Here is a 26,008-nt window from a genome sequence, read left to right as displayed (position 1 = left end):
ATCGTCTTATAAACGATGTCCTATTTTTTATTAATTATAAAGTTAGAATACTTGTTCTACTTCCACTACGCCAGGTACTTCTTCTAATAAAGCACGTTCTATGCCGGCTTTTAGCGTAATAGTAGAACTTGGGCAAGTACCACAAGCACCAAGTAGACGTAATTTAACAATCCCGTCATCAACATCTACTAGTTCACAGTCGCCGCCATCACGTAATAAGAATGGTCTTAACTTTTCGAGTACATCACTAACTTGATCAAACATTGTTTGTTGTTCGGTAGCCATATATATTAATACTCCTCTCATCAAGTGTTATTAGATACATTAATCTTATTTATCTATTATAATAGAAATAAGGTAAAAAATCTATTCATGAAACTAGGGGGATGCTAAAATGTCCAAGGCAAGTATAGTAATTTATGGGGCTGATGTTGTATGTGCAAGTTGTGTAAATGCACCATCATCAAAAGATACATTTGAGTGGTTACAAGCAATTTTAGGAAGAAAATATCCAGAGTTAAACCTTGAATACACATATATTGATATTATGAATCAAACTGAAAATTTAACAGATCACGACCAACAATTTATTGAAAGAATAAACGAAGACGAACTATTCTATCCACTCGTAACAATCAATGATGAATACGTAGCAGATGGTTATGTTCAATTAAAGCCAGTAACAAAATTTATAGATGAACACGTAGCAGTAGAACAATAAATAAGAATAATGTTGGGAAGATTGTTGGGGACAGGTGAGTTGGGTAGAGAGTAGATGTGTGATATGAGGCAAGATGTGGCTTAATGTCCGAATAAAGCCAAGAGATCGCCAAACATGTGAGTTAAAGATGAAGTAAACTCACGAGATAGTAAAAGATGTGAGTTAAAGATGAAGTAAACTCACAAGATCGCCAAACATGTGAGTTAAAGGTGCAGTAAACTCACGAGACTGCAAAAGATGTGAGTTAAAGAGGTAATAAACTCACAAGATCACAAAAGATGTGAGTTAAAGGTGAAGTAAACTCACAAGATCGCCAAACATGTGAGTTAAAGGTGCAGTAAACTCACGAGATTGCAAAAGATGTGAGTTAAAGAAGAAATAAACTCACGAGATCGCCAAACATGTGAGTTAAAGGTGAAGTAAACTCACAAGATCGCCAAAGATGTGAGTTAAAGAGGTAGTAAACTCACGAGATTGCAAAAGATGTGAGTTAAAGAGGCAACAAACTCACATCTTCACTTCCATCCAACCCCCACATACAACAGAAAAAAAGTAGCAGAGTAATCTGCTACTTTTTTCTTATCCGTTATGATATTTATATAACCATAAGACGCCTGATTTAATGACTCTTGCTAAACGACCTGTTACGGTTTGTTCCATTAAATAAGCGAATCCTTGTTTTTCACCAAGTGAACCTACAAATCCTTGTGGTTTCAATTCTGGCATCTTTTCAGGTAGTGGTTTGTTTGCCCATTGTAATTTCATGACTTCAGCGATTTGATCAGCTTGTATTTCTGCTAAATATGCGCTTGGTGCATGTGGTAATGCTGCGCAATCGCCTACAATATATACATTTGGATATGTTGGAATTTGATGATATTGATTTACGATAACCCTTCTACCGTCATTAGTATCAACTGGAAGATTTCTAACGATTTCAACTGGTTGTATACCGGCAGTCCATACGACTAAATCAACGTTATGAATATCTTCGTTGTTATAAAGTTGTCCTGGTTCAACTTTAGTGATATTTGAATTTGGTACAACTTCTACATCATGTTTATCAAACCATTTTTTTACGTATTTACTTAATTTCTCTGGGAATGCAGGTAAGATTCGTGCACCTCTATCGAAAAGTTTGATTTTAATATCTTGTCTACTTTCACGTAATTCACTTGCAAGTTCTATACCGCTTAACCCTGCACCAACGATACCAACAGTTGCATCGCTTGGTAAGTCACATATTGCTTGGTATGTTTTGCGTGCGTTTTGTACAGTTTGAATACTATAAGTATATTCTTTTGCGCCAGGTACGTTGTGATATTTGTCTTCACAACCTAAACCTATTACAAGTTCATCATAATCAACTCGTGTATCTCCAACTGAAACAATTTGATTGTCTAAATCAATATCAGTAATTTCCCCATATACTGTATTAATTTTTTTATCTTTTGGAAATTGAACTCGAATATCTTTATCTGGTTTTGTGCCTGCTGCTAATGCGTAGAATTCTGTTTTTAAACCGTGAAATGGCATACGATCAATCAGCGTAATTGAATAATCGGAAGGTAATGTGCTAGGAAGTATTTCTTTCATTAAGCGCATATTACCGTATCCGCCCCCTAATAATACTAAGCTTTTCATCGTTATTCTCCTTTGTCCATAAATCAAATTTCTACAAATTTGTATGTATATATTTTATAATATATAAGTATACTTTTAGTATAATCGTTTTTGGCATAAACTACAATGAATGTTAAAATAGTTTAATGAATAAAAAGTGAGTAGGTGAACACATTGAACCCAATTGTCGAATTTTGTATTTCAAACTTGGCCAAAGGTGCTGATGTAGTGTTTAACAAGCTCGACAATGATCCAGAAGTAGATGTATTGGAATACGGTTGTCTACAAAATTGTGGACCATGTGCAAGAGGGTTATATGCATTAGTCAATGGAGATATGGTCAAGGGAGAAACACCAGAAGAATTACTTGAAAATATATATAGTCATATAGAAGAAAATTGGATTTTTTAGGAGGAATAAATATGTCAACTGTTATATTAACTGAAGCAGCAGCTTATGAAGTTAAAGATATGATGAAAAATAACGATATGCCAAATGGTTATTTGAAAGTATCTGTTAAAGGTGGCGGTTGTACGGGACTTTCTTACGGGATGTCAGCAGAAGAAGAACCAGCAGAGAATGATGAAGTTCTAGAATTTTATGGTGTGAAAGTGTTAGTAGATAAGAGTGATGCACCAATTTTAAATGGTACAACAATTGACTTTAAGACATCTTTAATGGGTGGCGGATTTGCGATTGACAACCCTAATGCGATTGCAGCTTGTGGTTGCGGAAGCTCATTTAAGACTAAAGATGTTTCTGGTACACCAGAACAATGCTAAGGAATTGATATGTCACACTTGAATTTATCTTTATAAAAATATACAATAAAACTTGTATGTAAATAGTATTATCTTTATTTGTGAGGAAAAACACAAAGTGACACAACTTTCCTATAAGTGTCAAACAAAATTTAGAAAGTATAGGTGAAAATAATGGGATTTGAACGTAAAAAAGTTCTAGTATTAGGGGCAGGTTACGCTGGCTTACAAACAGTAACTAAATTGCAAAAATTAGTTTCAAACCAAGACGTTGATGTTACATTAATCAACAAAAACGATTATCACTACGAAGCTACATGGTTACACGAAGCTTCTGCAGGTACTTTAAACTATGAGGATGCTTTATATCCAATTACAAATGTAATCGACAGAAATAAAGTAAACTTCGTTAAAGCAGAAGTAACAAAAATCAACAAAGATGCTAAAACAGTTGAAACATCTAACGGTGTATTTGAATATGATATTCTTGTTGTTGCATTAGGATTTGAAAGTGAAACATTCGGTATTGAAGGTATGAAAGAACATGCTTTACAAATCGAAAACATTAACACTTCTCGTCGTATTGCTAAACACATCGAAGATAAATTTGCTAATTATGCTGCATCTAAAGAAAAAGATGAAAATGACTTAGCAATCTTAGTAGGTGGCGCTGGATTCACTGGTGTTGAATTATTAGGTGAATTAACAGAACGCATTCCTGAATTATGTAAAAAATACGGTGTAGATCAATCTAAAGTTAAAATTACTTGTGTTGAAGCTGCTCCAAAAATGTTACCTATGTTCTCAGAAAACTTAGTGAACTACGTTGTTAAATATTTAGAAGACCGTGGTGTTGAATTCAAAATTTCTACTCCAATCGTTGCTTGTAATGAAAAAGGTTTCGTAGTTAAAGTTAACGACGAAGAACAAACTTTAGAAGCTAACACAGCTATTTGGGCTGCAGGTGTTAGAGGTAGCAAATTAATGGAAGAATCATTTGACGGCGTTAAACGTGGTCGTATCGTAGTTAAAGATGATTTATCAATCGACAACTATGATGATATCTTCGTAATTGGTGACTGTTCAGCTGTTATGGCTGGTGAAGGAGACAACAAACGTCCACTTCCAACAACAGCACAAATCGCTATGCAACAAGGTGAACACCTTGCTAAAAACATCAAAAACATCTTCAATGGTGAGAAAACAGAACCATTCGTATACGATGACAAAGGTACTGTATGTTCATTAGGTAGCCATGATGGTGTTGGTGTTGTTATGGGTCGTGAAATTACTGGTAAAAAAGCAGCATTCATGAAAAAAGTTATCGATACTCGTGCAATTTTCAAAATTGGTGGTATCGGATTAGCCTATAAAAAAGGTAAATTCTAATTGATTCATTATTAAGTGTAGAGACCTGCTATTAGGCGGGTCTCTTTTTTTAAAGGAGGTTAGCTATGATATCTTTACCGCAAGTTATCATATCAATGGCATTATTTTTTGTTCTGTTTTTTGGAATCGCTTTTATATTAAATATGCTATTAAAAGGTACTTGGTTAATGGTCGTACTTTATCCATTTGTTATTTTTGCAATTGTAGATAAAATTTCCACGGCTATGTACTTTACAGATCCAACAACTGCATTTTCAAAACTTATTACAGGTTTAACACACATACATACTGCGGATATATTAATGCTTGGTTCAGGATGGATTGGCGCGATTGTCGCAGGATTTGTTATAAGGAATTTACGAAGAAGCGGTTATTCAATGTTTTAACAAAAGGGGATAATAATGATGAATATAAAAATTAAAGAATCATATTCTAATAATGAACATCCGATTGTAATCGGTTGTCCAAGTCATTTAAATCAAATGCACAATTTTGATGAAATTGATCAAATTTTAGGCGGACAACTTGAAAATTTAAAAAAACAACAAATTATTAGTAGCGAACTTGGTAAAATCACTAGTACAGCGATTATCGTAAATGGACAAGTCGTTAAATTAATTGCTGTAGGGTTAAGTAATTTAAAAGAAATTAAAGAAAATGACTATCAAGTTGTGTACGGAAACTTAAGCAGATATTTACAAAGTAATAGAATTGAAGAAGTACATTTGTTAGATGATACGTTTGTATCACAAAATGTATCTCATCAAGAACGTGCTTATCGTTTTGGTTGGTTATTCACACAAGCTACATTTGTATTTGATACGTATAAATCAAACAAATCAGCAAATGTTGATACAGTCATTAATTATGTTACAACGACAAATGAAGATGTTACGACATTTATTAATCAAGGTGAAATTTTAGGAGAGAGTGTTAATATAGCGAGAACTTATTCACAAACACCACCGAATATTTTAACGCCAGATTATTTCGCAAACCAAATTGAACAGCACTTTAAAGATTCACAAGTAAAAGTAACGATTAAAAATGAAAATGAAATTAGAGAAGAAGGTATTGGTTTATTAGATGCAGTTGGTAAAGGATCTATAAACCCACCACGTTTAGTCGTGCTTGAATATAAAGGCTCAACTCAAGATCCAATTGCACTTGTAGGTAAAGGTGTGACATATGATTCAGGTGGTTACCAAATTAAATCTAAAACAGGTATGCCAACGATGAAATATGACATGAGTGGTGCAAGTAACGTAGTAGGTATGATGCATGCTATAAACAAATTACAATTACCAATTCATGTAGTAGCAGTATTACCATTAGCTGAAAATATGATTTCAAGCAATGCAATGAAACCAGATGATGTATATACAGCATTAAGTGGAGAAACAGTTGAAATAACAAATACGGATGCTGAAGGAAGATTAGTATTAGGTGATGCTGTTTCATTCGTTAAACAATATAAGCCAGAGCTTATTATGAACTTTGCGACATTAACAGGAGCTGTTGTTGCAGCATTAGGTTTAGGGAAAACGGGGATATTCTCAAGCGATGCTGATCAATACATTGATGATGTGAAACAAGCTGCAAAATATTCAAATGAAGTAAGTTTTGAATTACCAATAACAGATGAAGAGAAACAAGATATTAAATCTTCAGAAGTTGCAGATTTAACTAACTGTATTTTAAATAAAAACGGTAAAGCTTTATTTGCAGCAGCATTTGTAACGCATTTTAGTGATGAAATACCACACTTACACTTTGATATTGCAGGTTCAGGGGAAACAGAAAAGGATTCATTCAAAGGTCCAAAAGGTGCGACAGGTGCTATGATACCAACAGTACTACATTTCTTAAAAAATAAATAAAATCAAACATATAAAAAGCGGGATAAAAAATCTATGTAAAAAACTAGGTTTAGATCCCGCTTTAATTATGACGAAATTCGATTCAGAATATTCGGACTAATTCTTGAAATGTTGACATGCTATTTCTCAACTGATATGATAAGTTCATTATTTCACTTTATCGTGGTAGAGAACTAAAGAATGGAGAGGGTCTTTTTGGAAATAAATGCAGTATTAGTAGCTGTTATTGTGATGATTATACTTTGTTTAATGCGTTTAAATGTTGTACTAAGTATATTCATAGGTGCATTAACAGGTGGTTTATTAAGTGGAATGTCTGTTGATAAAGTCATTTCCACATTTGGTAAAACAATCGTTGATGGTTCAGAAGTTGCACTATCTTATGCATTATTAGGAGGATTTGCAGCACTGATTTCATATAGTGGTATTACTGACTACATCGTAGGAAAAATCATTACATCAATGAAAAAAGAAAATTCACAGAAAAGTAGAGTAAAAATAAAAATATTATTAGTGGCTGTATTACTTGTCATATCAGTACTCAGTCAAAATATTATACCTGTCCATATCGCATTTATACCTATTCTTATACCACCATTATTAAGCTTATTTAATGAACTACAAATGGATAGAAGATTAATTGCTACAGTTATTGGATTCGGACTATGTTTCCCTTATATTTTATTCCCATACGGTTATGGTCACATATTCCAATCTATTATCTTTGATGCATTTGGAAAAGCAAACGTAGATATAGAATTCAATAGTATTTGGAAAGCAATGTTAATTCCATCAATGGGTTATGTATTCGGATTAATCGTTGCGATTATAATGTATTGGAAACCTAGAACATATAAAACAATTAAAGTAGAAGAAGACGAAGAAATGAAAACATTAAAGCCATATCCATTAATTGTGACTGGCTTAGCGATTTTAGGAACATTCGTTGTTCAAACATTAACGGAATCTATGATTTTTGGTGCATTAGCAGGGATTTTAATATTCTTCTTCTCAGGATTATATAACTGGAGAGACTTAGATGCTAAATTAGTTGAAGGTATTCAAATCATGGCATACATTGGTGTTGTGATTTTAACAGCAAACGGATTTGCAGGTGTGATGAGTGCCACAAATGAAGTAGGTTCACTAGTTGAAAGTCTAGCATCAATTACAGGAGATAATAAAGCATTCAGTATTATAATGATGTATGCTATTGGTCTTGTTGTAACACTAGGCATAGGATCATCATTTGCGACAATCCCGATTATTGCTAGTTTATTTATTCCATTTGGACAAGAAATTGGACTTAGCACAATGGCATTAATAGCTGTTATCGGAACAGCAGGTGCGTTAGGAGATTCAGGAAGTCCTGCAAGTGATTCAACTTTAGGACCAACAGCTGGTTTAAATGTTGATGGTGAACACGATCATATTAGAGATACGTGTATACCGAACTTCTTAATATATAATATCCCGCTAATTATTTTTGGATTTATTGCAGCAATGGTATTATAGTATGATTAAGGGGGATTAATCATATGGATTTAATAGAGAACTTTGGAATAGAAACAATCGAATCAAGTCATGGTTATATAGAAATGACGATGCCCGTAACGGATAAAGTTAAACAACCATTCGGATTCTTACATGGCGGTGCAACAATAGCATTAGCAGAAACAGCAGCATCTATGGGAGCACATTACGCTTCAAGTGAAGATGAAATACCATTAGGATTAGAAATCAACGCAAACCATATAAAGTCAACTCGATCAGGTACAGTACGCGCAATAGGTCAAGCCCTTCATATCGGAAGTACAACTCAAGTATGGGACGTCAAAGTTACGAACGAACAAGACGAACTCATCTCCGTTATACGCGCAACAATTGCTATCAAAAAGAAAAGATAAACAAATAAGAGCATGGGACTAACTGTCCCATGCTCTTATTATTTATTTTGCATCTTTTAAATCATCACGTATTGTTCTTTCACTAGGTCTAACGCCCATATAGTAAGCACTTCTTGAAACTAAGTGACCTGCTAATGGTCCTGTTATGAATATAAAGATAATACCAAGTAGTAATTGAACATTGAAATGTCCTTCTTTTGCGATAAAGTATATCAATACACCTAATAAGATAAGCATAACACCTAACGTAGAAGCTTTTCCTGAGGCGTGTGCGCGAGAAAAGACATCTGGTAATCTTAGAATACCTAACGCTGCGAAAAAGCTAAAGCAAGCTCCAATGACCATCATAAAAATTGAGATACTAATAAGAATCGTTTCTATCATTTTCAATGATCTCTCCTTTATCCATAAATTTCGCAAATGCTGCAGTACCTAAGAATGCTAATATACCTATTAATAAAAGTATAACGAATAAATATCTAGTATTAGTTAATACTGAGAATAAAGCTATGATGGCCATTAATGTAATACCCAATGCATCGAGCGCAATGACTCTATCAGCAAGAGTAGGGCCAATAATAACACGAATCAGCATACCAATCATAGAGAGTGCAACGATGATAATCGCGATAATAACGAATATATTTGTCATCGTATGCTCACCTCCTTGATAGCTTTTTCAAATGAATCTTTAATCGCACTCACTTCAGAATCGATATCTGAAAAGTCAATTGAATGAATATAGAGTGTTTTTTTGTCATCTGAAATTGCTACGACGATTGTACCTGGTGTTAAAGTGATTAATTGTGATAATAAACTAATTTCCCAATCTTTATCTAAATCTGTAGGATAAGCGAAAAATGCTGGCTTATTATGGATTTCTTTTTGAATAACTATTCGAATAACATCTATATTCGCTAAAATTAATTCTTTCATGAATATCACTGCTAAAATAAGCGATTTCCAAACAGGACGTAAGTATAAATGTTTGCCTGGAAGAAGCGGTAAGGCTACTAAGACGAACAATATACCAAATAGATAACCAAATACAAATGCACCAAATGTATACGTATCAGAAAGCATCATCCATAATGCAGCTAAAAGAACATTTATGAGTACTTGTATCGCCATTAATAATCGCCTCCTAACGCATTAACATAAGTCTCTGGGTTATAGAATGGTAATGCAGCTTTTTCCACTAATGGATATAAGTAGTCTGCACCAAGACCAAATAGAATAGCTACAATTGTAATGGCAACTGATGCGATCATTAATTTATTAATTGGTAGTTTAGGGTTATAAACATAACCTTTTTCTTCGCCCCAAAATGCCATTAAGAAAATACGCATTACAGAATAGAGTACACATAAACTTGATAAAAGAACGATAATACCACTTATGTAATAACCATTTTCAAATGTAGACATTACGATGATATATTTACCATAGAAACCACTTAATGGTGGTATACCTGCTAACGAAAGGGCAGCTATAAAGTAAATCCAACCAAGAACTGGATAGTGGTTGATTAAACCACTGAACCTTCTTAAATCAGGGGTACCAGTTATTTTAATGATGACACCAATTAATAAGAATAAAGCAGCTTTGATAATCATGTCATGTAACAAGTAGTATATACTTCCCATCATGCCATTTTTATCCATCATAGCAGCACCAATTAAGATAACACCAATCGCGATCATAATGTTATAGATGATAATCTTTTTAACATCGTAATAAGCGATAGCACCGATACAACCCATGATGATTGTTAAAATTGCTAGAACAATTAATGTTTGCGTAATAAATTCACTATTTGTTGAATAGAATAAGCTAAATGTACGCATAATTGCATATGCACCGACTTTAGTTAATAAAGCACCGAATAGCGCGATAATTGGAATTGGTGGTGCATAATAAGCGCCAGGTAACCAGAAATACAGTGGAAACATACCTGCTTTAGTCGCAAATACAAATAGAAACATAATAAATGTAATCACAACGATATTTAAATCTGTTCCTGAAAGTTCAGCGAATTTAACATGTAGATCTCCCATATTTAATGTACCAGTAATTGAGTAAAGCATACCGACACCTAATACAAAGAATGCAGATGTTAATACATTAACGAGTATATATTTAATACTTTCTTGTAGTTGGATTTTAGTACCACCAATAACAAGTAATAAATATGATGACATTAAAAATACTTCGAAAAATACGAATAAGTTAAATAAGTCACCAGTCATAAATGCGCCGTTAACACCTGTTACCATCATTGAAACACCGAAGTAATAAAAATATCTTTCACGATGGAGTCCAATTGATTGGTGAGAGTATATGAGTACGATAAGCGTAATCAATAAACTTACAGTTACGAGTAATGCACTTAACATATCCACGTAAATCACAATACTGTATGGAACTGGCCAGCTACCTAGATTTAAAGTTTGTGTTCCATTCATATATATGTGGTAGAGGTTGTATAAACTCACTAAAAATGCTAACGAGAAACCTGTTAATACTACTTTACGTTTAACATAAGGTCTGTGACCGACAAAAATTAACGTAACGGCCGTTAAAAACGTAATGACAAGAGGTACAATAATCAAATTACTCATCTTTCGGTACCTCCTTCATCTCTTCTAAATTATCAGTTCCTAATTCTTTATAACTTCTAAAAGCTAATACTAAGAAGAATGCTGTAACAGCGAAAGCTATTACGATGGCAGTTAAGATCAATGCTTGTGGTAATGGGTCAACATAGTTCTTAATACCTTCTTCTTCAATTGGTAAGGCACCTTTTTTCAATCCACCCATTGTCAGTAACATTAAATGTACGCCATGGGATAGTAATGTAGTACCAATAATTATCCTAATTAAACTTTTAGAGAGAACTAGGTACACTGATACGGATATAATAATACCTGCAACGAAAATCATTAATATTTCCATTATTCATTCTCTCCAATCGCTAATATGATAGTAATGGCGGTACCCACAACAGCTAGTAATACACCTAAATCAAATAGCATTGCTGTATGCCAATGAACTTCACCAAAGATAGGAAGATGGAATTCTCCAAATTTATGTGTGAAAAATGTTTTGTTGTATGTCCAACTTAAAATTGGTGTTAGAACACAGAAGAACAAACCAGTTGCTGTTACTAATTTAAAGTCAAATGGGAACATTTTCTTTAATGTTTTAGTGTCAAATGCTATACCGATAATAATGACTGCAGATGAAAGTAATAATCCACCTACAAAACCGCCACCTGGTGTATAGTGTCCACCAAAGAAAATAGAAACAGCATACATCATAATAATTAGGAAAATGATAATGGCATTAAACTGAAAGAATACATCATTCGATTGTTTCTTCATGTTCTTCACCTCCATCTTTACCTTTGTCTCTTAATTTAACTAATGTGTAAATACCTAAGCCAGCAATACCTAAAACAGCTGACTCGAATAATGTATCGAATCCACGGAAGTCTACAAGAATAACGTTTACCATGTTTTTCCCAGCGGCTAGATCGTATACATTATCTATATAATATTGAGAAATAGAATCAAAATGTCTATTTCCATATGAAATTAATCCGATTGTGATAACACCAATACCTACACAAATCGAAATAATTAAGTTACCAATTTTAAAGTTTCTATTTTCATCATGTCTACTCATTTTAGGTAAATGGTAGAAACATAGTAAGAATAGGGCAGTCGAAATTGTTTCAATTGATAATTGTGTCAGTGCTAAGTCTGGTGCACCGAAGAATACAAAGAATAAAGCAACTGAATAACCAACTGCTGCTAACATAATGATGCTAAATAGTCTTGATTTAGCTAATACGATACAGAATGTACTCACTAGAATTAAGCCCATTAAAATCACTTCATATGGTCTAATTTCGCTTATATTATCGAATGCAACACTTACAGGATGTGTAAATAACGTAAGTGCAGTCATAATGATAAAGAATGCGAAAATATACATTAAGTATGATCTGATAAATCCAGTCATATAGCTTTGTGTGATTTTGTTTGAGATATAAGAACTTAATTGAATACCTCTGTCGTAATAATAATTAAACGTTAAGTATTCAGGTTGAATACTGTAAATATTGAACCATTTTTCTACTGATTTAAATAATATAAAACCAATAATAAATACGATTAATGTACCTATTAAAGCAGGTGTTATACCGTGCCAATGAGATATATGAACATCAGGCGCATCAGCGAATGGTGCAATTGCTCTTACTGCTGGTGCAATAATACTGTTGCTTAATATATTTGGGAATAAACCAAATAACACAACTAAGAATGTCAAAATACCTGTCGGCAATAACATAAGTAATGGCGCTTCGTGTGGTTTCTTAGGTAATGCTTCAGGTTTGTAATCTCCAAAGAATATTTCATGTACATATTTAAATGAATATACAAACGTAAAGATACTACCAACAATCGCAACGATAGGTAGTAAGTAACCAAGTGTTGATAAACCAAATACATCAGCTTGATGACTATCAAACATTGCTGTTAAGAACATTTCTTTAGATAAGAAACCATTAAATGGTGGAACACCCGCCATACTTAAAGCAGTAATAATTGTGAATGTACAAGAAATTGGCATGATGGTCATTAAACCGCCCAATTTCTTAATGTCTCTTGTACCAACTTCATGATCGATTGTTCCCGTAATCATGAATAACGCACCTTTAAATGTTGCGTGGTTAATTAAATGGAATACTGCAGCGATAATACTAGCTAAGAATAACTGACTTTCTTCACCAGAATAATGATAACTGACAGCACCGATTCCAAGCATGGACATAATCATACCGAGCTGTGAAACTGTTGAGAATGCTAAAATACCTTTTAAATCTTGTTGTTTAACAGCATTAAATGATGCCCAGAACAATGTGATTAATCCGACAGCAGTTACCGCCCAAACAAATCCAGCACTTGCTGCAAAAATTGGCGTTGTACGAGCAACTAAATATATACCTGCTTTAACCATTGTTGCTGAGTGCAAATACGCACTGACTGGTGTAGGTGCTTCCATTGCATCTGGTAACCAAATGTGAAATGGAAATTGTGCAGATTTAGTCATAGCACCAATTAAAATTAAAATCATTGCAAAAATAAAGTAAGGTGAACTTTGAATTTCAGCGGCATTTTGTACTAAAGAGGTAATACTCCATGAATTACCTGCAATTGCGATACAAATAAATCCACCTAGTAACATTAAGCCACCGAACACTGTAATTAATAATGACTTTTGTGCGCCGTATATTGACGATTGTTTATGGCGCCAATAAGCGATAAGTAAGAAACTTGAAATAGATGTTAATTCCCAGAATAGGTAAAGCATTAATAGGTTATCTGATAATACAACACCTAACATAGCTCCCATAAACATAAGTAAATAACAATAAAAATTACCGAGTGATTCATTTTTACTTAAATATGTAATGGAATATAAAACAACGAGCGCACCAATCCCTGTAATTAAAGATGCGAATAATAAACTTAGTCCGTCTAAATGAACGGAGAAGTTCATACCTAATCTAGGCATGAAATCCCATATTACAATGAATGGTTTATCCGAATCTGGAACATTTATGTATGACATAAAATAACTAAATATAATAATCGGAATAGGTAGTACAAACCATCCTAGATGTATACCTTTATAAAATCTGTATAAAATTGGTATTATGATTACAAAAATTAAAGGTAACAAAATCATAATATGCATCAAACTCATTTAATAACCTCCTTCCAAAAATCTTATAAATATTATTATACACAATAAAGTTAATGCTTGAAAATACTATCAAGTCAATCTTTCAGAATTTTTAGGTTATTTTTAAATATGAAGAAACACGTTAAAAATTTATTAAAAATTTTTTAGTTTTGCTAAAAATTCGCCTTGTATTGACGTGAATAATCTATTTTTAATTGTTCAATACACTTTAAAGCTTGTTCACTATAAGCATTATTTCTTTTAATCATTTTTTCTTCAAGTTCAGCTAATGATGTTTTTAATGAATCAATATAGTTCGGAACATCGTGCGGATAGTCTTTTAAAAACTGTGCAGTTGTATATCTTTTTTCGAATTGACTTAAAGCTTTTCTTTCATGGAAAAAGACATTTTCAACTTCATTTGGACTATGTAAATCTCCTTGTCTAGGATGTTTGAGAACAGCTAATACTTTAACGAGAAACTGGTCTCCTTTTTCTTCAACTATTTCTACGACATATTGACCTGTTTTGTGTGGAAATTGATAATACATGTTGATATCCCCTTTCTAAAAAATTATGTTATGATATCACTATTGTAATTATTTTAACATGAATGGAGAATATTAAATGACAAACTATCCTCAATTAACAACTGAAATATTAGAAGGTGAAAGAGTTGTAGAAATTAAAACAACTAAAGGAAACATGACATTCAAGTTATTTCCTGAATTAGCACCTAAAACTGTTGAAAACTTCATCGGTTTAGCTGAGAAAAAATATTATGATGGCATCATTTTCCACAGAGTTATCAACGACTTCATGGTTCAAGGTGGAGACCCAACTGGTACAGGTATGGGTGGCGAAAGTATTTATGGAAGTGCTTTTGAAGATGAATTCTCATTACAAGCATTTAACTTATACGGTGCGTTATCTATGGCTAATGCTGGACCAAATACAAACGGTTCACAATTTTTCATTGTTCAAATGAAAGAAGTACCAGCAAATATGTTATCTCAACTTAAAGATGGTGGTTGGCCTAAAGAAATCGTTGATCGCTATGCAGAAAAAGGTGGTACACCTTGGTTAGACCAAAAACACTCAGTATTTGGTCAAATTGTTGAAGGTGAATCAGTTCTTGAAGAGATTGCTAATGTTAAAGTTGGCGCTAACGATAAACCAGTTGAAGATGTAGTAATTGAAACAATTGAAATTATAAAATAAATCGACATTCAATTGTCATAAAAAAATCAATGCATTCGACTCAATCTTTGGTATAATTTAGTTGCTAAGGGAGTGGTCGGCTTATGATGGAATTTCTTTATTTTCCAGATAATAAATTAGAATATATTCCTGCTGTTGCTACGTTGATATTATTTATGATTTTGGCGTATATCGTATTTATGATGTTCCGTAAAAAATCTAAAAAAGACGAAGAAAAAATGAAATCATTTGAAAAACAAGTAATGGATCATTTAGAGCAAGAGGAGAAAAAGAACAATAAGAAGTAAATAAAGCATTCCAAACGAATACTATATATAGGAAGAGACTGAGACATATGTATGTCGAAGTCTCTTTTATATTTTGAGTTAAGGGGTGGGCGCTAACGATCAAGACTCAAAAACAAGATCGTTAGCGCAGAAAAAAATCCAAAAATAGAGCAAAAACGAGGCGCTAACGCTCAAGAAACAGAAACAAGATCGTTAGCGCCCAGCATATCATACAAAATCCCCATACAAATCCTCCAACACATAAAGAATCTTTAATCTATTTTCTCCATAGAATACTTATTTCTTAATCTAATAATAAATTCATGAATTTATAGATGATTTATATTTATGCATAATATTTTCAGAATTATATATCAAATTAATGGTTTAATAAAAATAACTATGCTATGATGAAATAGTTAATAACTTCAAGTACAAGGGGTTTTCTAAAAGTGAGAAAACAATATAAAATTGGTCAGTTTGTAAAGGTAAAAGTGACTGGCATTCAGCCATATGGCGCCTTTGTTGAAACCCCTGATCATGTGGAAGGTCTCATTCATATTTCTGAAGTGATGAATGATTACGTGCACAACCTTAATCAATTTCTTAATGTTGGCCAGATAGTAAAAGCTAAAATAATTAAAGTTGAAGCGGATGGCAAGTTGAATTTATCACTTAAAGATAATGAATATTTCAAAAGACAAGAACGTAAGAAAGAAAAGCGCTCAGTTCTAGATGAAATTAGAGAGACAGAAAAATACGGGTTTCAACCTTTGGAAGAAAGGTTGCCTAAGTGGATTAAACAATCAAATAAACATTTTGAAGACGAATAAATGATCTATCGTCTTTACAAGCCGGATATCTTACATGATAATCCGGCTTTTTTTATACGAAAAATCACTTCATTGAATGAACATTTAAACGGCTTTTTGAATATTTATTTGAAGTAAATTTACAACTTATTTTTATTGTAAAAATTCAGAAAAAAATAGCTTGAAGTAATCTATAAAAGTGTGTCATTATAGGGATGTAAGGGGTTTCTTAATACCCCGTATAAACATAGGGAGGTTTACTTTAATGATTCCATACAAACACGAACCATTTACTGATTTTACGAAAGAGGAGAATAAGGCTGCTTATTTAGAAGGTCTTAAAACAGTTGAAGGATATTTAGGAAAAGAGTATCCAATTATTGTTGGAGGCGAACGTATTTTTACAGAAGATAAAACACGTTCATATAACCCTTCAAATATTGAAGAAACAGTAGGATTAGTTTCTAAAGCAAGCAAAGAACATGCTGAAAAAGCAATGGAAGCTGCTAAAGAAGCCTTTAAAACATGGAGAGATACTGATCCAAGTGTCCGTGCTGACGTTTTATTCAGAGCAGCAGCAATTACGAGACGTCGTAAACACGAATTCTCAGCTTTACTTTCTAAAGAAGGTGGTAAACCATGGAAAGAAGCAGATGCAGATACTGCTGAAGCAATCGACTTTATGGAATACTATGCACGTCAAATGCTTGAATTAAAAGACGGTAAAAAAGTAGAAAGTCGTCCAGGAGAATATAATAAATATAATTATTTACCAGTTGGTGTAAGTGTTGTTATTTCACCATGGAACTTCGCATTTGCGATCATGGCTGGTACAACTGTAGCACCAGTGGTAACAGGAAACACTGTGTTATTAAAACCATCATCTAAAACGCCAGTTATCGCTTATAAATTTATGGAAGTTTTAGAAGAAGCAGGTTTACCAAAAGGGGTGGTAAACTATATTCCAGGTTCATCAAGTGAAATCGGTGATTATTTAATTGATCATAAAGATACAAGTCTTATTTCATTTACTGGTTCTCGTGATGTAGGTGTTTCTATTTACGAAAGAGCTGCAAAAGTTCAAAAAGGCCAAACACACCTTAAACGCGTTATTGCTGAAATGGGCGGTAAAGATACAATTATCGTTGATTCAGAAGGCGACTTAGATTTAGCAGCTGATTCAATTGTACAATCAGCATTTGGATTCTCAGGTCAAAAATGTTCAGCATGTTCACGTGTCATTGCAGTTGAAGATATTTATGATGAATTATTAGACAAAGTAGTTGAACGTACAGAAAAATTAACTGTCGGTGATTCAACTGATCAAGCTAATTATATGGGTCCAGTAATTGACGAAAACTCATTAAACAAAATTAAAAAATATATCGAAATCGGTAAAAAAGAAGGCCGTATTGTAGCAGGTGGTACAACTGACGAAGAAAAAGGACATTTCGTTAACCCAACTGTTATTGCTGATTTAAAACATGACGACAGAGTAATGCAAGAAGAAATCTTCGGACCAGTTGTTGGTTTCAGCAAAGCAAAAGATTTTGATCAAGCAATTGAATTTGCAAATGATACAGAATACGGTTTAACAGGTGGCGTTATTACAAATAACCGCTCTAAATTAGAACAAGCACGTAGAGACTTTATGGTAGGTAACTTATACTTCAATAGAGGATGTACAGGTGCAATTGTAGGTTACCAACCATTTGGTGGCTTTAAAATGTCAGGTACAGATTCTAAAGCAGGTGGACCAGATTACTTAGTACTTCACTTACAAGGACGTACTACTTCAGAAATGTTATAATATTGTTGAAATAATAAAAATACAGTAGGGCGTATACATGCTCTACTGTTTTAATGGGAGGAGATTTAATATGACAAAGTCACAAGAAATCATTGAACAAACAAATACATTTGGTGCGCCGAACTATTTGCCATTACCAATTGTAATTTCAGAAGCGGAAGGTATTTGGGTTAAAGATCCAGAGGGCAATCGCTATTTAGATATGTTATCTGCTTATTCTGCAGTTAACCAAGGTCATCGTCATCCGAAAATTATCCAAGCATTAAAAGATCAAGCAGATCGTGTAACACTTACTTCACGTGCATTCCACAGTGACCAATTAGGTCCTTGGTATGAAAAAATTTGTAAACTTGCAAATAAAGAAATGGTATTACCAATGAACACAGGTGCAGAAGCTGTTGAAACAGCTATTAAAGCTGCAAGACGTTGGGCATATGATGTGAAAGGCGTAGAAGATAACAAAGCAGAAATCATTGCGATGAATGGTAACTTCCATGGTCGTACAATGGCTGCAGTTTCACTTTCTTCAGAAAAAGAATACCAAAGAGGTTACGGTCCATTATTAGGTGGATTCAAACTTGTTGATTTCGGTGATATCGAACAAATTAAATCTGCTATTACACCAAATACAGCAGCCGTATTAATTGAACCTATTCAAGGTGAAGCGGGTATTAATGTACCTGAAGACGGTTATTTAAAACAAATTAGAGAAGTTTGTGATGAAAACAATGTATTATTCATTGCAGATGAAATTCAAGCTGGTCTTGGTAGAACAGGTAAATTATTCGCAACAGATTGGGATAATGTTCAACCAGATATGTATATCTTAGGTAAAGCATTAGGTGGAGGCGTATTCCCAATTTCATGTATCGTTGGTAATAAAGAAATTCTAGAAGTATTTAACCCAGGTTCACACGGTTCTACTTTTGGTGGTAACCCTCTAGCATGTGCGGTATCTGTTGCAGCATTAGATGTACTAATTGATGAAAAATTATCTGAGCGTTCTTTAGAATTAGGAACTTATTTCAAAGAAGAATTACAAAAAATTGATCATCCATCAATCAAAGAAGTAAGAGGTAAAGGTTTATTCATCGGTATCGAATTAACTGAAGATGCAAGACCATATTGTGAAAAATTAAAAGAATTAGGTCTGTTATGTAAAGAAACACACGATACAGTTATTCGTTTTGCACCACCACTTATTATCGAAAAAGAAGATTTAGATTGGGCACTTGATCAAGTTAAGTCTGTTTTTAAATAAAAAATCTGATAACGTTTACAAAAAAACGTTTAAGACCTTTTAAAAATAATCAATTATGTTACAATTATTTAGAGATTAAAAGTATTTAAAAAAGAGGCGAAGAGGATCATGAGCGAAAATTTAAATTTAGTTTCATCGACACAAGAAATTATTGGTGAAGCCCTTAATAAATTAGGTTTTGACGAGGGAATGTACGATTTAATTAAAGAACCAATGAGATTATTAACAGTGCGTATACCTGTTAGAATGGATGACGGTTCTGTTAAGACATTTACTGGTTATCGTGCACAACATAATGATGCAGTTGGACCAACTAAAGGTGGGGTTCGTTTCCACCCAGATGTTGATGTCGAAGAAGTAACAGCATTATCTATGTGGATGACGTTAAAATGTGGAATTGTAGATTTACCATATGGTGGTGGTAAAGGTGGTATTGTCTGTGACCCAAGACAAATGAGTATTCATGAAGTAGAAAGATTATCTCGTGGATATGTTCGTGCTATTTCTCAAATAGTAGGTCCTACAAAAGACATTCCAGCACCAGACGTATTTACAAACTCACAAATTATGGCTTGGATGATGGATGAATATAGTCAAATGGATGAATTCAATTCTCCAGGATTTATTACTGGTAAACCTATTGTTTTAGGTGGTTCTCAAGGTAGAGATCGTTCTACTGCATTAGGTGTTGTTATTGCAATTGAAGAAGCAGCTAAGAGACGTGGAAAAACAATCGAAGGTTCAAGAGTCGTTATTCAAGGATTTGGTAACGCAGGAAGCTTTTTAGCGAAATTCTTATATGATCAAGGCGCTAAAATTGTAGGTATTTCAGATGCTTACGGTGCACTTCATGATCCTGAAGGTTTAGATATCGATTATTTATTAGATCGTCGTGATAGCTTCGGAACAGTTACAAATCTATTTGATGATACAATTTCTAATAAAGAGTTATTCGAAATTGATTGTGATATCCTTGTTCCAGCAGCGATTTCAAATCAAATTACAGAAGAAAATGCTAATGATATTAAAGCTGAAATTGTAGTAGAAGCAGCTAATGGTCCAACTACAATGGCAGCAACTAAAATATTAAGTGAGCGTGGCGTTCTTCTTGTACCAGACGTACTAGCAAGTGCTGGTGGCGTAACAGTATCTTACTTCGAGTGGGTACAAAATAACCAAGGTTATTACTGGACTGAAGAAGAAGTTAACGAAAAACTACGTGAAAAATTAGTTAAAGCTTTTGATACAATTTACAACTTATCAGAAAACAGAAAAATAGATATGAGATTAGCAGCTTATATTGTAGGTATTAAACGTACAGCTGAAGCGGCTAGATATAGAGGATGGGCATAAGCCTTAACCAATAAAAAACACACCATTTTGAATGGTGTGTTTTTTTGATTATATGAGTTCTTTAGCGACATTAATTTGATGTTGTACGGACTCTTGACCTGTTGAACCATAACTTTTTCTACGGTTTAAACAGTTTTCAGGTTTCAAGTAATCATATACATTTTCTTGTATACGTTCGTTATAAGATTGATATTGTTCTAATGGCACATCTAATAAATATTTACCGTTTTGAATGCACCATAAGACGATTTTACCTACGATCTCATGTGCTTCTCTGAAAGGTATATTTTGTTCTACTAAATAATCAGCTAGCTCAGTAGCATTAGAAAAATCTTTATGGACTGTTTCGTTTAAACGCTCTTTATTCACTTGCATAGTAGAAATCATACCTTCGAAAATACGTAATGAGCCTTTAATCGTATGAATGGCATCAAACAGACCTTCTTTATCTTCTTGCATATCTTTATTATATGCTAGTGGCAAGCCTTTTAAAGTAACGAGCATACTCATTAAATGACCCGTTGTTCGGCCTACTTTTCCTCTAATCAATTCTGCCATATCAGGATTTTTCTTCTGTGGCATAATCGATGATCCAGTAGAGAAACTATCTGATAATGTAACGAATTTAGCTTCATCAGTAGACCAGAAAATAATTTCTTCTGCAAATCTCGAAAGGTGAACCATCGTTAATGAAATATTATGCAATGTTTCAACGATATAATCACGGTCACTAACTGCATCAAGACTATTTTCATATAAACTACTAAAGTTTAAAAGTTCTTGTGTACGATGTCTATCAATAGGGTGCGTTGTACCGCTTAAAGCTGCAGCACCTAGTGGACTGATGTCGATTCTTTTTAAACTATCATTAAATCTCGATTTATCACGCTCTAACATCCAGAAATAAGTCATGATATGATGCGCGAAAGAAATAGGTTGCGCTCTTTGTAAGTGCGTGTAACCGGGCATGATAGTATGCACATGTTCATCAGCAATAACAAGTATTGATTTTTGAAGAGACTCTATAAGTGTGAAAATCTCTTGAACATGTTGTTTTGTATAAAGGTGCATATCCGTTGCAACTTGGTCATTTCTACTTCTACCAGTATGCAATTTACCGCCAACTTGACCAATCTTCTGAATTAAAGCATGTTCAATATTTAAATGAATATCTTCTAGTGATTCAGAAAGCTCAAGATTACCGTTATAATAGTCGGCTTGAATATCTTTTAAACCTTGAATAATTTGATTTGCTTCTTCTGTTTTGATGATATTTTGCTCCGCTAACATTGTTGCATGTGCAATACTACCTTGAATATCTTGATCAATTAAATTTTTATCAAAATGGATAGATGCATTAAATGCATCTACCCATGATTCAGGGTTAGACTCGAATCTTCCACCCCATGCTTTTTTTGTCATTTTAAAACACCCTCTGTTTCTAATAATGCTTTAACCTTAGTAGGTAAACCGAAGATTTCAATGAATCCAACAGCTGCTTCTTGGTTAAATGCGTCTTCTTTAGTATACGTAGCAAGTGCTTCATTGTATAAACTAAATGGAGATTTACGTCCATTAACGATTACATTTCCTTTAAATAGTTTAACACGAACTGTACCTGTTACTTGAGTTTGTGTAGAATCGATAAATTGTTTTAAGCTATCTGTTAATGGAGAGAACCATAATCCATTATAGATTTGTTCAGCTAATTGTTTTTCGATTACTGGTTTAAAGTGTGCAACGTCTTTAGTTAAAGTAATCGTTTCTAACGCTTTATGTGCTTCCATTATAACCTTTGCACCCGGTGTTTCATAGACTTCACGTGATTTAATACCAACTAAACGGTTTTCTACGTGATCGATTCTACCGATACCGTGTAAACCAGCAATTTCATTAAGTTGTAAAATTAATTCATCTAACGGATATGATTTATTATTGATTGAAATAGGTAAACCTTTTTCAAATACAATTTCAAGTTCTTCTGGTGTATCAGGTGTTTCTTCTATTGGTTTCGTTAAATCATATGCATCTTCTGGTGGTGTCGCAAATGGATCTTCAAGAATACCACACTCATTACTACGACCCCATAAATTTTGGTCAATTGAATATGGAGAATCTAAATTGATAGGAATTGGAATGTTATGTTTTTTAGCATAATCAATTTCTTCCTCACGACTCCAAGACCATTCACGTACTGGCGCTAATACTTCAATATGAGGTGCTAATGCTTTAATAGCTACTTCAAAACGTACTTGGTCATTCCCTTTACCAGTACAGCCATGTGCTATTGCAATCGCATCTTCTTCTTGCGCGATTTCAACTAATTTCTTAGAGATAAGTGGTCTACTTAATGCAGAAACAAGTGGATAACTTCCTTCATACATTGTATTCCCTTTAATTGCATATCCAACAAAATCTTCACTGAATTCTTTAGTTGCGTCTATTACATATGATTTTTCTGCACCCATATCATATGCTTTTTGTTTTACTAGTTCTAAATCTTTACCTTCACCAACATCTAAACAACATGCAATTACTGTATATCCTTTTTCAATTAGCCATTTTACTGCAACACTCGTATCTAATCCACCTGAGTATGCCAATACAACTTTGTTAGTCATTAAAAAAACCTCGCTTTTGTATTAATATTTAATATCTTGTATATTTAATCGATAAACATACAATATCATATTAGGAATGAATGTTCAATAGTTATTTTAAATATTTATGCACTTAAAAGTATATCGTTGCATTTCGATTGAAAGCCTATGAAAACTAGAGTAAAATAAAGACGTTGTTGAAATTAAATATAGATTACATAGGAGGATATTATGTCACATATTCAATTTGATTATAAAAAAGCTTTAACATTTTTTGGTGAACATGAGTTAGAACAATCACGTGATCTAGTAAAAAATATACATCATGTTATACATGAAAAGACTGGAGCAGGTAGCGACTTTTTAGGATGGGTTGACCTTCCTGTAGATTATGACAAAGAAGAGTTCGATAGAATTCTAGCTGCTTCTAAACGTATCAAAGAACAATCTGAAGTATTACTTGTAATTGGTATTGGTGGTTCATATTTAGGTGCTCGTGCAGCAGTTGAAATGTTAAATTCTACATTTGCTAATTATGAAAAAGGTGAAAATCCTCAAATTATATTTGTAGGTCATCATTTATCTTCATCTTATGTACATGATTTAATTGAGTATATAGATGGTAAAGATTTCTCTATTAATGTTATTTCTAAATCAGGTACAACGACTGAACCTGCAGTAGCATTTAGAATCTTTAAGAAAATTTTAGAAGAAAAATACGGTAAAGAAGAAGCTAAAAACCGTATCTTTGCTACAACTGATAAAGAAAAAGGTGCTTTAAAAGATTTAGCAACTGGTGAAGGATATGAAACATTTGTCGTACCAGATGATGTCGGTGGTAGATATTCAGTATTAACAGCAGTTGGATTATTACCAATCGCAGCAAGTGGTATTGATATTCAAGATATGATGAAAGGTGCTGCAGCTGCACGTGAAGATTTATCATCTTCAGAACTTGATGACAATATTGCATATCAATATGCAGCAATTCGTAATATCTTATATGCAAAAGGATATTCAACAGAAATGTTAATCAACTATGAACCAGCTTTACAATACTTCAGTGAATGGTGGAAACAGTTATTCGGTGAATCTGAAGGTAAAGACTTCAAAGGTATTTATCCATCAAGTGCAAACTTCACTTCTGACTTACATTCACTTGGTCAATATGTACAAGAAGGCCGTCGTTTCTTATTTGAAACAGTTGTAAAAGTTGAAAATCCTAAACATGATATTACAATTGAAGAAGACAAAGACGATTTAGACGGTTTAAACTTCTTAGCAGGTGAAACAGTTGACTTCGTTAATACGAAAGCATTCCAAGGAACATTATTAGCACATACAGATGGTGGCGTACCAAACTTAGTTGTTAAAGTTCCTCAATTAGATGCATATACATTCGGTTATGTTGTATACTTCTTCGAATTAGCATGTGCAATGAGTGGTTATATGTTAGGTGTGAATCCATTTAACCAACCGGGTGTTGAAGCATATAAACAAAATATGTTCGCATTACTTGGTAAACCAGGATTCGAAGACTTGAAAAAAGAATTAGAAGATAGACTATAATATGAAACGTATTTTAGAAAAAAGTCCCCAAATTTAATTTGGAGGACTTTTTTTATTTTGGATTTGAATTTTTTGAAGAAATGAGTGGTATTTTATGAAAATACGTAAAAATTTATTTTTAGCTTATATTGATGCATTGCAAAATAGGATAGATGTGTTACCTGAAAATGTAGATGAACAATACCAAGTCACAAAACAAGGGTACGAAGGTGAAAAAGCATTCGCTCAAATACTTGAAAGTTATGGGGCAGAATGGTGGCTATATGATTTGCAGATTAAAAATTTTAACCATATTCAACTTGATTTTGTAGTCATAACTGACGATGCTATTATTCAATTTGAAATTAAAAATTATACAGGTGACTATTATTATGATCAGCACAAATTATTTAGAAGTACAGGTTTTGTATCTAAAGATCTTATTAATCAATATGAAGTCGCTCAAGAAGGCTTAAAAAGAATCGTTGAGAAATATAAATTAAAACGCAAAGTAGAAAGCTATGTTGTTTTTATACATCCAACATTCACGTTACATGGTGATTTACGATCTCGAATGAACATTATTTTAAAAAGTGAGATACATAAAATAAAAGACATGGTATCACAAAACTTTAAATATGAAGAAAATAAATGGATATACTGCAAACTAAAAAGCCTACACGAACCATTTTTAAATACAAATCAAATACCAAATTTGAATATAGACTATAAAGATTTAAAAGGAGGCGTACGATGTACAAACTGTCGAAAGTTGATTCGAGTAGATGAATTATTTAATAAACGAAAATATTTAAAATGTCACCATTGTAAGAAAGAATTGAATAGAGCGAATATTATTATTCAATCATTAGAAGAATTATATTTATTAAAAGGCGCACCATTTTCAGTAAAAGAAGCAGAAATGTGGACGGGGGTCTCAAATAGCGCGATTAAAAGAATACTATATAAAAATTTCAAAAGAGTTGGTAAAGCAAAATCAACGAAATATATGTCTAATGAATAAATAGCGACCCGAAAATGCAATTTCCAGGCCGATAAATAAAAATAGCGACCCGAAAATGAGATTTCCAGGCCGATAAAT

At 33.2% G+C, this 26,008-nt stretch carries 28 protein-coding genes; 16 read left to right on the top strand and 12 right to left on the bottom strand.

Going from position 1 to position 26,008, the window contains the following annotated elements:
• Nucleotides 1-42 precede the first annotated feature (42 nt).
• Complete coding sequence (locus LQ622_RS05750; protein WP_025904405.1) at nucleotides 43-285, bottom strand: NifU family protein; 243 nt, start codon at nucleotides 283-285, stop codon at nucleotides 43-45.
• Between the two features lie 109 nt (nucleotides 286-394).
• Here LQ622_RS05750 and LQ622_RS05745 point away from each other — a divergent pair, with 109 nt between their 5' ends.
• Nucleotides 395-721: a YuzD family protein gene (locus LQ622_RS05745; protein ID WP_037588843.1), complete on the top strand. Its 327-nt coding sequence runs from the start codon at nucleotides 395-397 to the stop codon at nucleotides 719-721.
• Nucleotides 722-1,300: 579 nt separating this feature from the next.
• Here LQ622_RS05745 and LQ622_RS05740 read toward each other — a convergent pair.
• Nucleotides 1,301-2,365: an NAD(P)/FAD-dependent oxidoreductase gene (locus LQ622_RS05740; protein ID WP_159315247.1), complete on the bottom strand. Its 1,065-nt coding sequence runs from the start codon at nucleotides 2,363-2,365 to the stop codon at nucleotides 1,301-1,303.
• A 153-nt stretch (nucleotides 2,366-2,518) separates the two neighbouring features.
• On the opposite strand from LQ622_RS05740, the gene LQ622_RS05735 reads away from it, so the two are divergent.
• The 7 genes from LQ622_RS05735 (at nucleotide 2,519) to LQ622_RS05705 (ending at nucleotide 8,281) form a co-directional block, all read left to right on the top strand.
• Nucleotides 2,519-2,755: a YuzB family protein gene (locus LQ622_RS05735; protein WP_025904683.1), complete on the top strand. Its 237-nt coding sequence runs from the start codon at nucleotides 2,519-2,521 to the stop codon at nucleotides 2,753-2,755.
• A gap of 11 nt (nucleotides 2,756-2,766) precedes the next feature.
• Nucleotides 2,767-3,126 (top strand): HesB/IscA family protein, encoded by a 360-nt coding sequence (locus LQ622_RS05730; RefSeq protein WP_204252792.1) that lies wholly within the window; start codon nucleotides 2,767-2,769, stop codon nucleotides 3,124-3,126.
• Between the two features lie 153 nt (nucleotides 3,127-3,279).
• Nucleotides 3,280-4,494: an NAD(P)/FAD-dependent oxidoreductase gene (locus LQ622_RS05725; protein ID WP_037588845.1), complete on the top strand. Its 1,215-nt coding sequence runs from the start codon at nucleotides 3,280-3,282 to the stop codon at nucleotides 4,492-4,494.
• Nucleotides 4,495-4,559: 65 nt separating this feature from the next.
• A complete protein-coding gene (locus tag LQ622_RS05720) occupies nucleotides 4,560-4,880 on the top strand; it encodes a YuiB family protein (RefSeq protein WP_107577233.1) in 321 nt (106 codons plus the stop codon).
• Nucleotides 4,881-4,898: 18 nt separating this feature from the next.
• Nucleotides 4,899-6,374 (top strand): M17 family metallopeptidase, encoded by a 1,476-nt coding sequence (locus tag LQ622_RS05715; RefSeq protein WP_239762242.1) that lies wholly within the window; start codon nucleotides 4,899-4,901, stop codon nucleotides 6,372-6,374.
• 201 nt (nucleotides 6,375-6,575) lie between these two features.
• Entirely contained in the window at nucleotides 6,576-7,889 is a 1,314-nt protein-coding gene (locus LQ622_RS05710; protein WP_257213180.1) for a Na+/H+ antiporter family protein, read from the top strand.
• A 23-nt stretch (nucleotides 7,890-7,912) separates the two neighbouring features.
• On the top strand, nucleotides 7,913-8,281 hold the full coding sequence (locus tag LQ622_RS05705; RefSeq protein ID WP_204170982.1) for a PaaI family thioesterase: 369 nt from the start codon (nucleotides 7,913-7,915) through the stop codon (nucleotides 8,279-8,281).
• A 42-nt stretch (nucleotides 8,282-8,323) separates the two neighbouring features.
• Here the strand turns inward: LQ622_RS05705 and mnhG are convergent, their stop codons facing one another.
• From mnhG to kapB, 8 genes are all read right to left on the bottom strand, one after another.
• Nucleotides 8,324-8,665, bottom strand: coding sequence for a monovalent cation/H(+) antiporter subunit G (gene mnhG, locus LQ622_RS05700; protein ID WP_025904690.1), 342 nt, complete (start codon nucleotides 8,663-8,665; stop codon nucleotides 8,324-8,326).
• Nucleotides 8,643-8,933 (bottom strand): Na(+)/H(+) antiporter subunit F1, encoded by a 291-nt coding sequence (locus LQ622_RS05695; protein ID WP_025904691.1) that lies wholly within the window; start codon nucleotides 8,931-8,933, stop codon nucleotides 8,643-8,645. The genes mnhG and LQ622_RS05695 overlap by 23 nt, the downstream gene beginning before the upstream one ends.
• Nucleotides 8,930-9,412, bottom strand: coding sequence for a Na+/H+ antiporter subunit E (locus tag LQ622_RS05690; protein ID WP_025904692.1), 483 nt, complete (start codon nucleotides 9,410-9,412; stop codon nucleotides 8,930-8,932). The genes LQ622_RS05695 and LQ622_RS05690 overlap by 4 nt, the downstream gene beginning before the upstream one ends.
• On the bottom strand, nucleotides 9,412-10,902 hold the full coding sequence (locus LQ622_RS05685; RefSeq protein ID WP_037588849.1) for a Na+/H+ antiporter subunit D: 1,491 nt from the start codon (nucleotides 10,900-10,902) through the stop codon (nucleotides 9,412-9,414). Before LQ622_RS05685 ends, LQ622_RS05690 begins: the two co-directional genes overlap by 1 nt.
• Nucleotides 10,895-11,236: a Na(+)/H(+) antiporter subunit C gene (locus LQ622_RS05680; RefSeq protein WP_025904694.1), complete on the bottom strand. Its 342-nt coding sequence runs from the start codon at nucleotides 11,234-11,236 to the stop codon at nucleotides 10,895-10,897. The genes LQ622_RS05685 and LQ622_RS05680 overlap by 8 nt, the downstream gene beginning before the upstream one ends.
• Nucleotides 11,236-11,664, bottom strand: coding sequence for a Na(+)/H(+) antiporter subunit B (locus tag LQ622_RS05675; protein ID WP_025904695.1), 429 nt, complete (start codon nucleotides 11,662-11,664; stop codon nucleotides 11,236-11,238). The genes LQ622_RS05680 and LQ622_RS05675 overlap by 1 nt, the downstream gene beginning before the upstream one ends.
• Complete coding sequence (locus tag LQ622_RS05670) at nucleotides 11,645-14,056, bottom strand: Na+/H+ antiporter subunit A (RefSeq protein ID WP_239762238.1); 2,412 nt, start codon at nucleotides 14,054-14,056, stop codon at nucleotides 11,645-11,647. The genes LQ622_RS05675 and LQ622_RS05670 overlap by 20 nt, the downstream gene beginning before the upstream one ends.
• A gap of 152 nt (nucleotides 14,057-14,208) precedes the next feature.
• Nucleotides 14,209-14,586, bottom strand: coding sequence for a sporulation phosphorelay system protein KapB (gene kapB / locus LQ622_RS05665; RefSeq protein ID WP_037588851.1), 378 nt, complete (start codon nucleotides 14,584-14,586; stop codon nucleotides 14,209-14,211).
• A 76-nt stretch (nucleotides 14,587-14,662) separates the two neighbouring features.
• On the opposite strand from kapB, the gene LQ622_RS05660 reads away from it, so the two are divergent.
• The 6 genes from LQ622_RS05660 (at nucleotide 14,663) to LQ622_RS05635 (ending at nucleotide 20,758) form a co-directional block, all read left to right on the top strand.
• Nucleotides 14,663-15,256 carry a peptidylprolyl isomerase gene (locus LQ622_RS05660; protein ID WP_239762239.1) on the top strand — a complete coding sequence of 198 codons (594 nt, stop codon included), beginning with the start codon at nucleotides 14,663-14,665 and terminating at the stop codon, nucleotides 15,254-15,256.
• A gap of 83 nt (nucleotides 15,257-15,339) precedes the next feature.
• Complete coding sequence (locus tag LQ622_RS05655) at nucleotides 15,340-15,543, top strand: hypothetical protein (protein WP_025904699.1); 204 nt, start codon at nucleotides 15,340-15,342, stop codon at nucleotides 15,541-15,543.
• Between the two features lie 431 nt (nucleotides 15,544-15,974).
• Complete coding sequence (gene ygs, locus LQ622_RS05650) at nucleotides 15,975-16,355, top strand: S1 domain-containing post-transcriptional regulator Ygs (RefSeq protein WP_204188810.1); 381 nt, start codon at nucleotides 15,975-15,977, stop codon at nucleotides 16,353-16,355.
• 244 nt (nucleotides 16,356-16,599) lie between these two features.
• Nucleotides 16,600-18,144, top strand: a complete 1,545-nt coding sequence (gene pruA / locus LQ622_RS05645; RefSeq protein ID WP_058591479.1) for an L-glutamate gamma-semialdehyde dehydrogenase — start codon at nucleotides 16,600-16,602, stop codon at nucleotides 18,142-18,144.
• A gap of 70 nt (nucleotides 18,145-18,214) precedes the next feature.
• Entirely contained in the window at nucleotides 18,215-19,405 is a 1,191-nt protein-coding gene (locus LQ622_RS05640; RefSeq protein ID WP_025904702.1) for an ornithine--oxo-acid transaminase, read from the top strand.
• 108 nt (nucleotides 19,406-19,513) lie between these two features.
• Nucleotides 19,514-20,758: a Glu/Leu/Phe/Val family dehydrogenase gene (locus LQ622_RS05635; RefSeq protein ID WP_025904703.1), complete on the top strand. Its 1,245-nt coding sequence runs from the start codon at nucleotides 19,514-19,516 to the stop codon at nucleotides 20,756-20,758.
• Nucleotides 20,759-20,806: 48 nt separating this feature from the next.
• Here the strand turns inward: LQ622_RS05635 and argH are convergent, their stop codons facing one another.
• Nucleotides 20,807-22,180, bottom strand: a complete 1,374-nt coding sequence (gene argH / locus LQ622_RS05630; RefSeq protein ID WP_204188809.1) for an argininosuccinate lyase — start codon at nucleotides 22,178-22,180, stop codon at nucleotides 20,807-20,809.
• A complete protein-coding gene (locus tag LQ622_RS05625; RefSeq protein ID WP_025904705.1) occupies nucleotides 22,177-23,379 on the bottom strand; it encodes an argininosuccinate synthase in 1,203 nt (400 codons plus the stop codon). The genes argH and LQ622_RS05625 overlap by 4 nt, the downstream gene beginning before the upstream one ends.
• Nucleotides 23,380-23,589: 210 nt before the next feature.
• Between LQ622_RS05625 and LQ622_RS05620 the strand changes: the two genes are divergently transcribed.
• The gene (locus LQ622_RS05620) at nucleotides 23,590-24,927 is read left to right on the top strand and encodes a glucose-6-phosphate isomerase (RefSeq protein WP_037588854.1); all 1,338 of its coding nucleotides are present in this window, start codon (nucleotides 23,590-23,592) and stop codon (nucleotides 24,925-24,927) included.
• A gap of 94 nt (nucleotides 24,928-25,021) precedes the next feature.
• Nucleotides 25,022-25,930, top strand: a complete 909-nt coding sequence (locus LQ622_RS05615; protein ID WP_239762240.1) for a nuclease-related domain-containing protein — start codon at nucleotides 25,022-25,024, stop codon at nucleotides 25,928-25,930.
• Nucleotides 25,931-26,008 lie beyond the last annotated feature (78 nt).

This window comes from Mammaliicoccus sp. N-M50, from assembly GCF_022386995.1.
Lineage (GTDB): Bacteria > Bacillota > Bacilli > Staphylococcales > Staphylococcaceae > Mammaliicoccus > Mammaliicoccus sciuri_A.
Note: the sequence above shows the minus strand (reverse complement) of the source record. Positions and strands in the feature narration are given on the sequence as shown.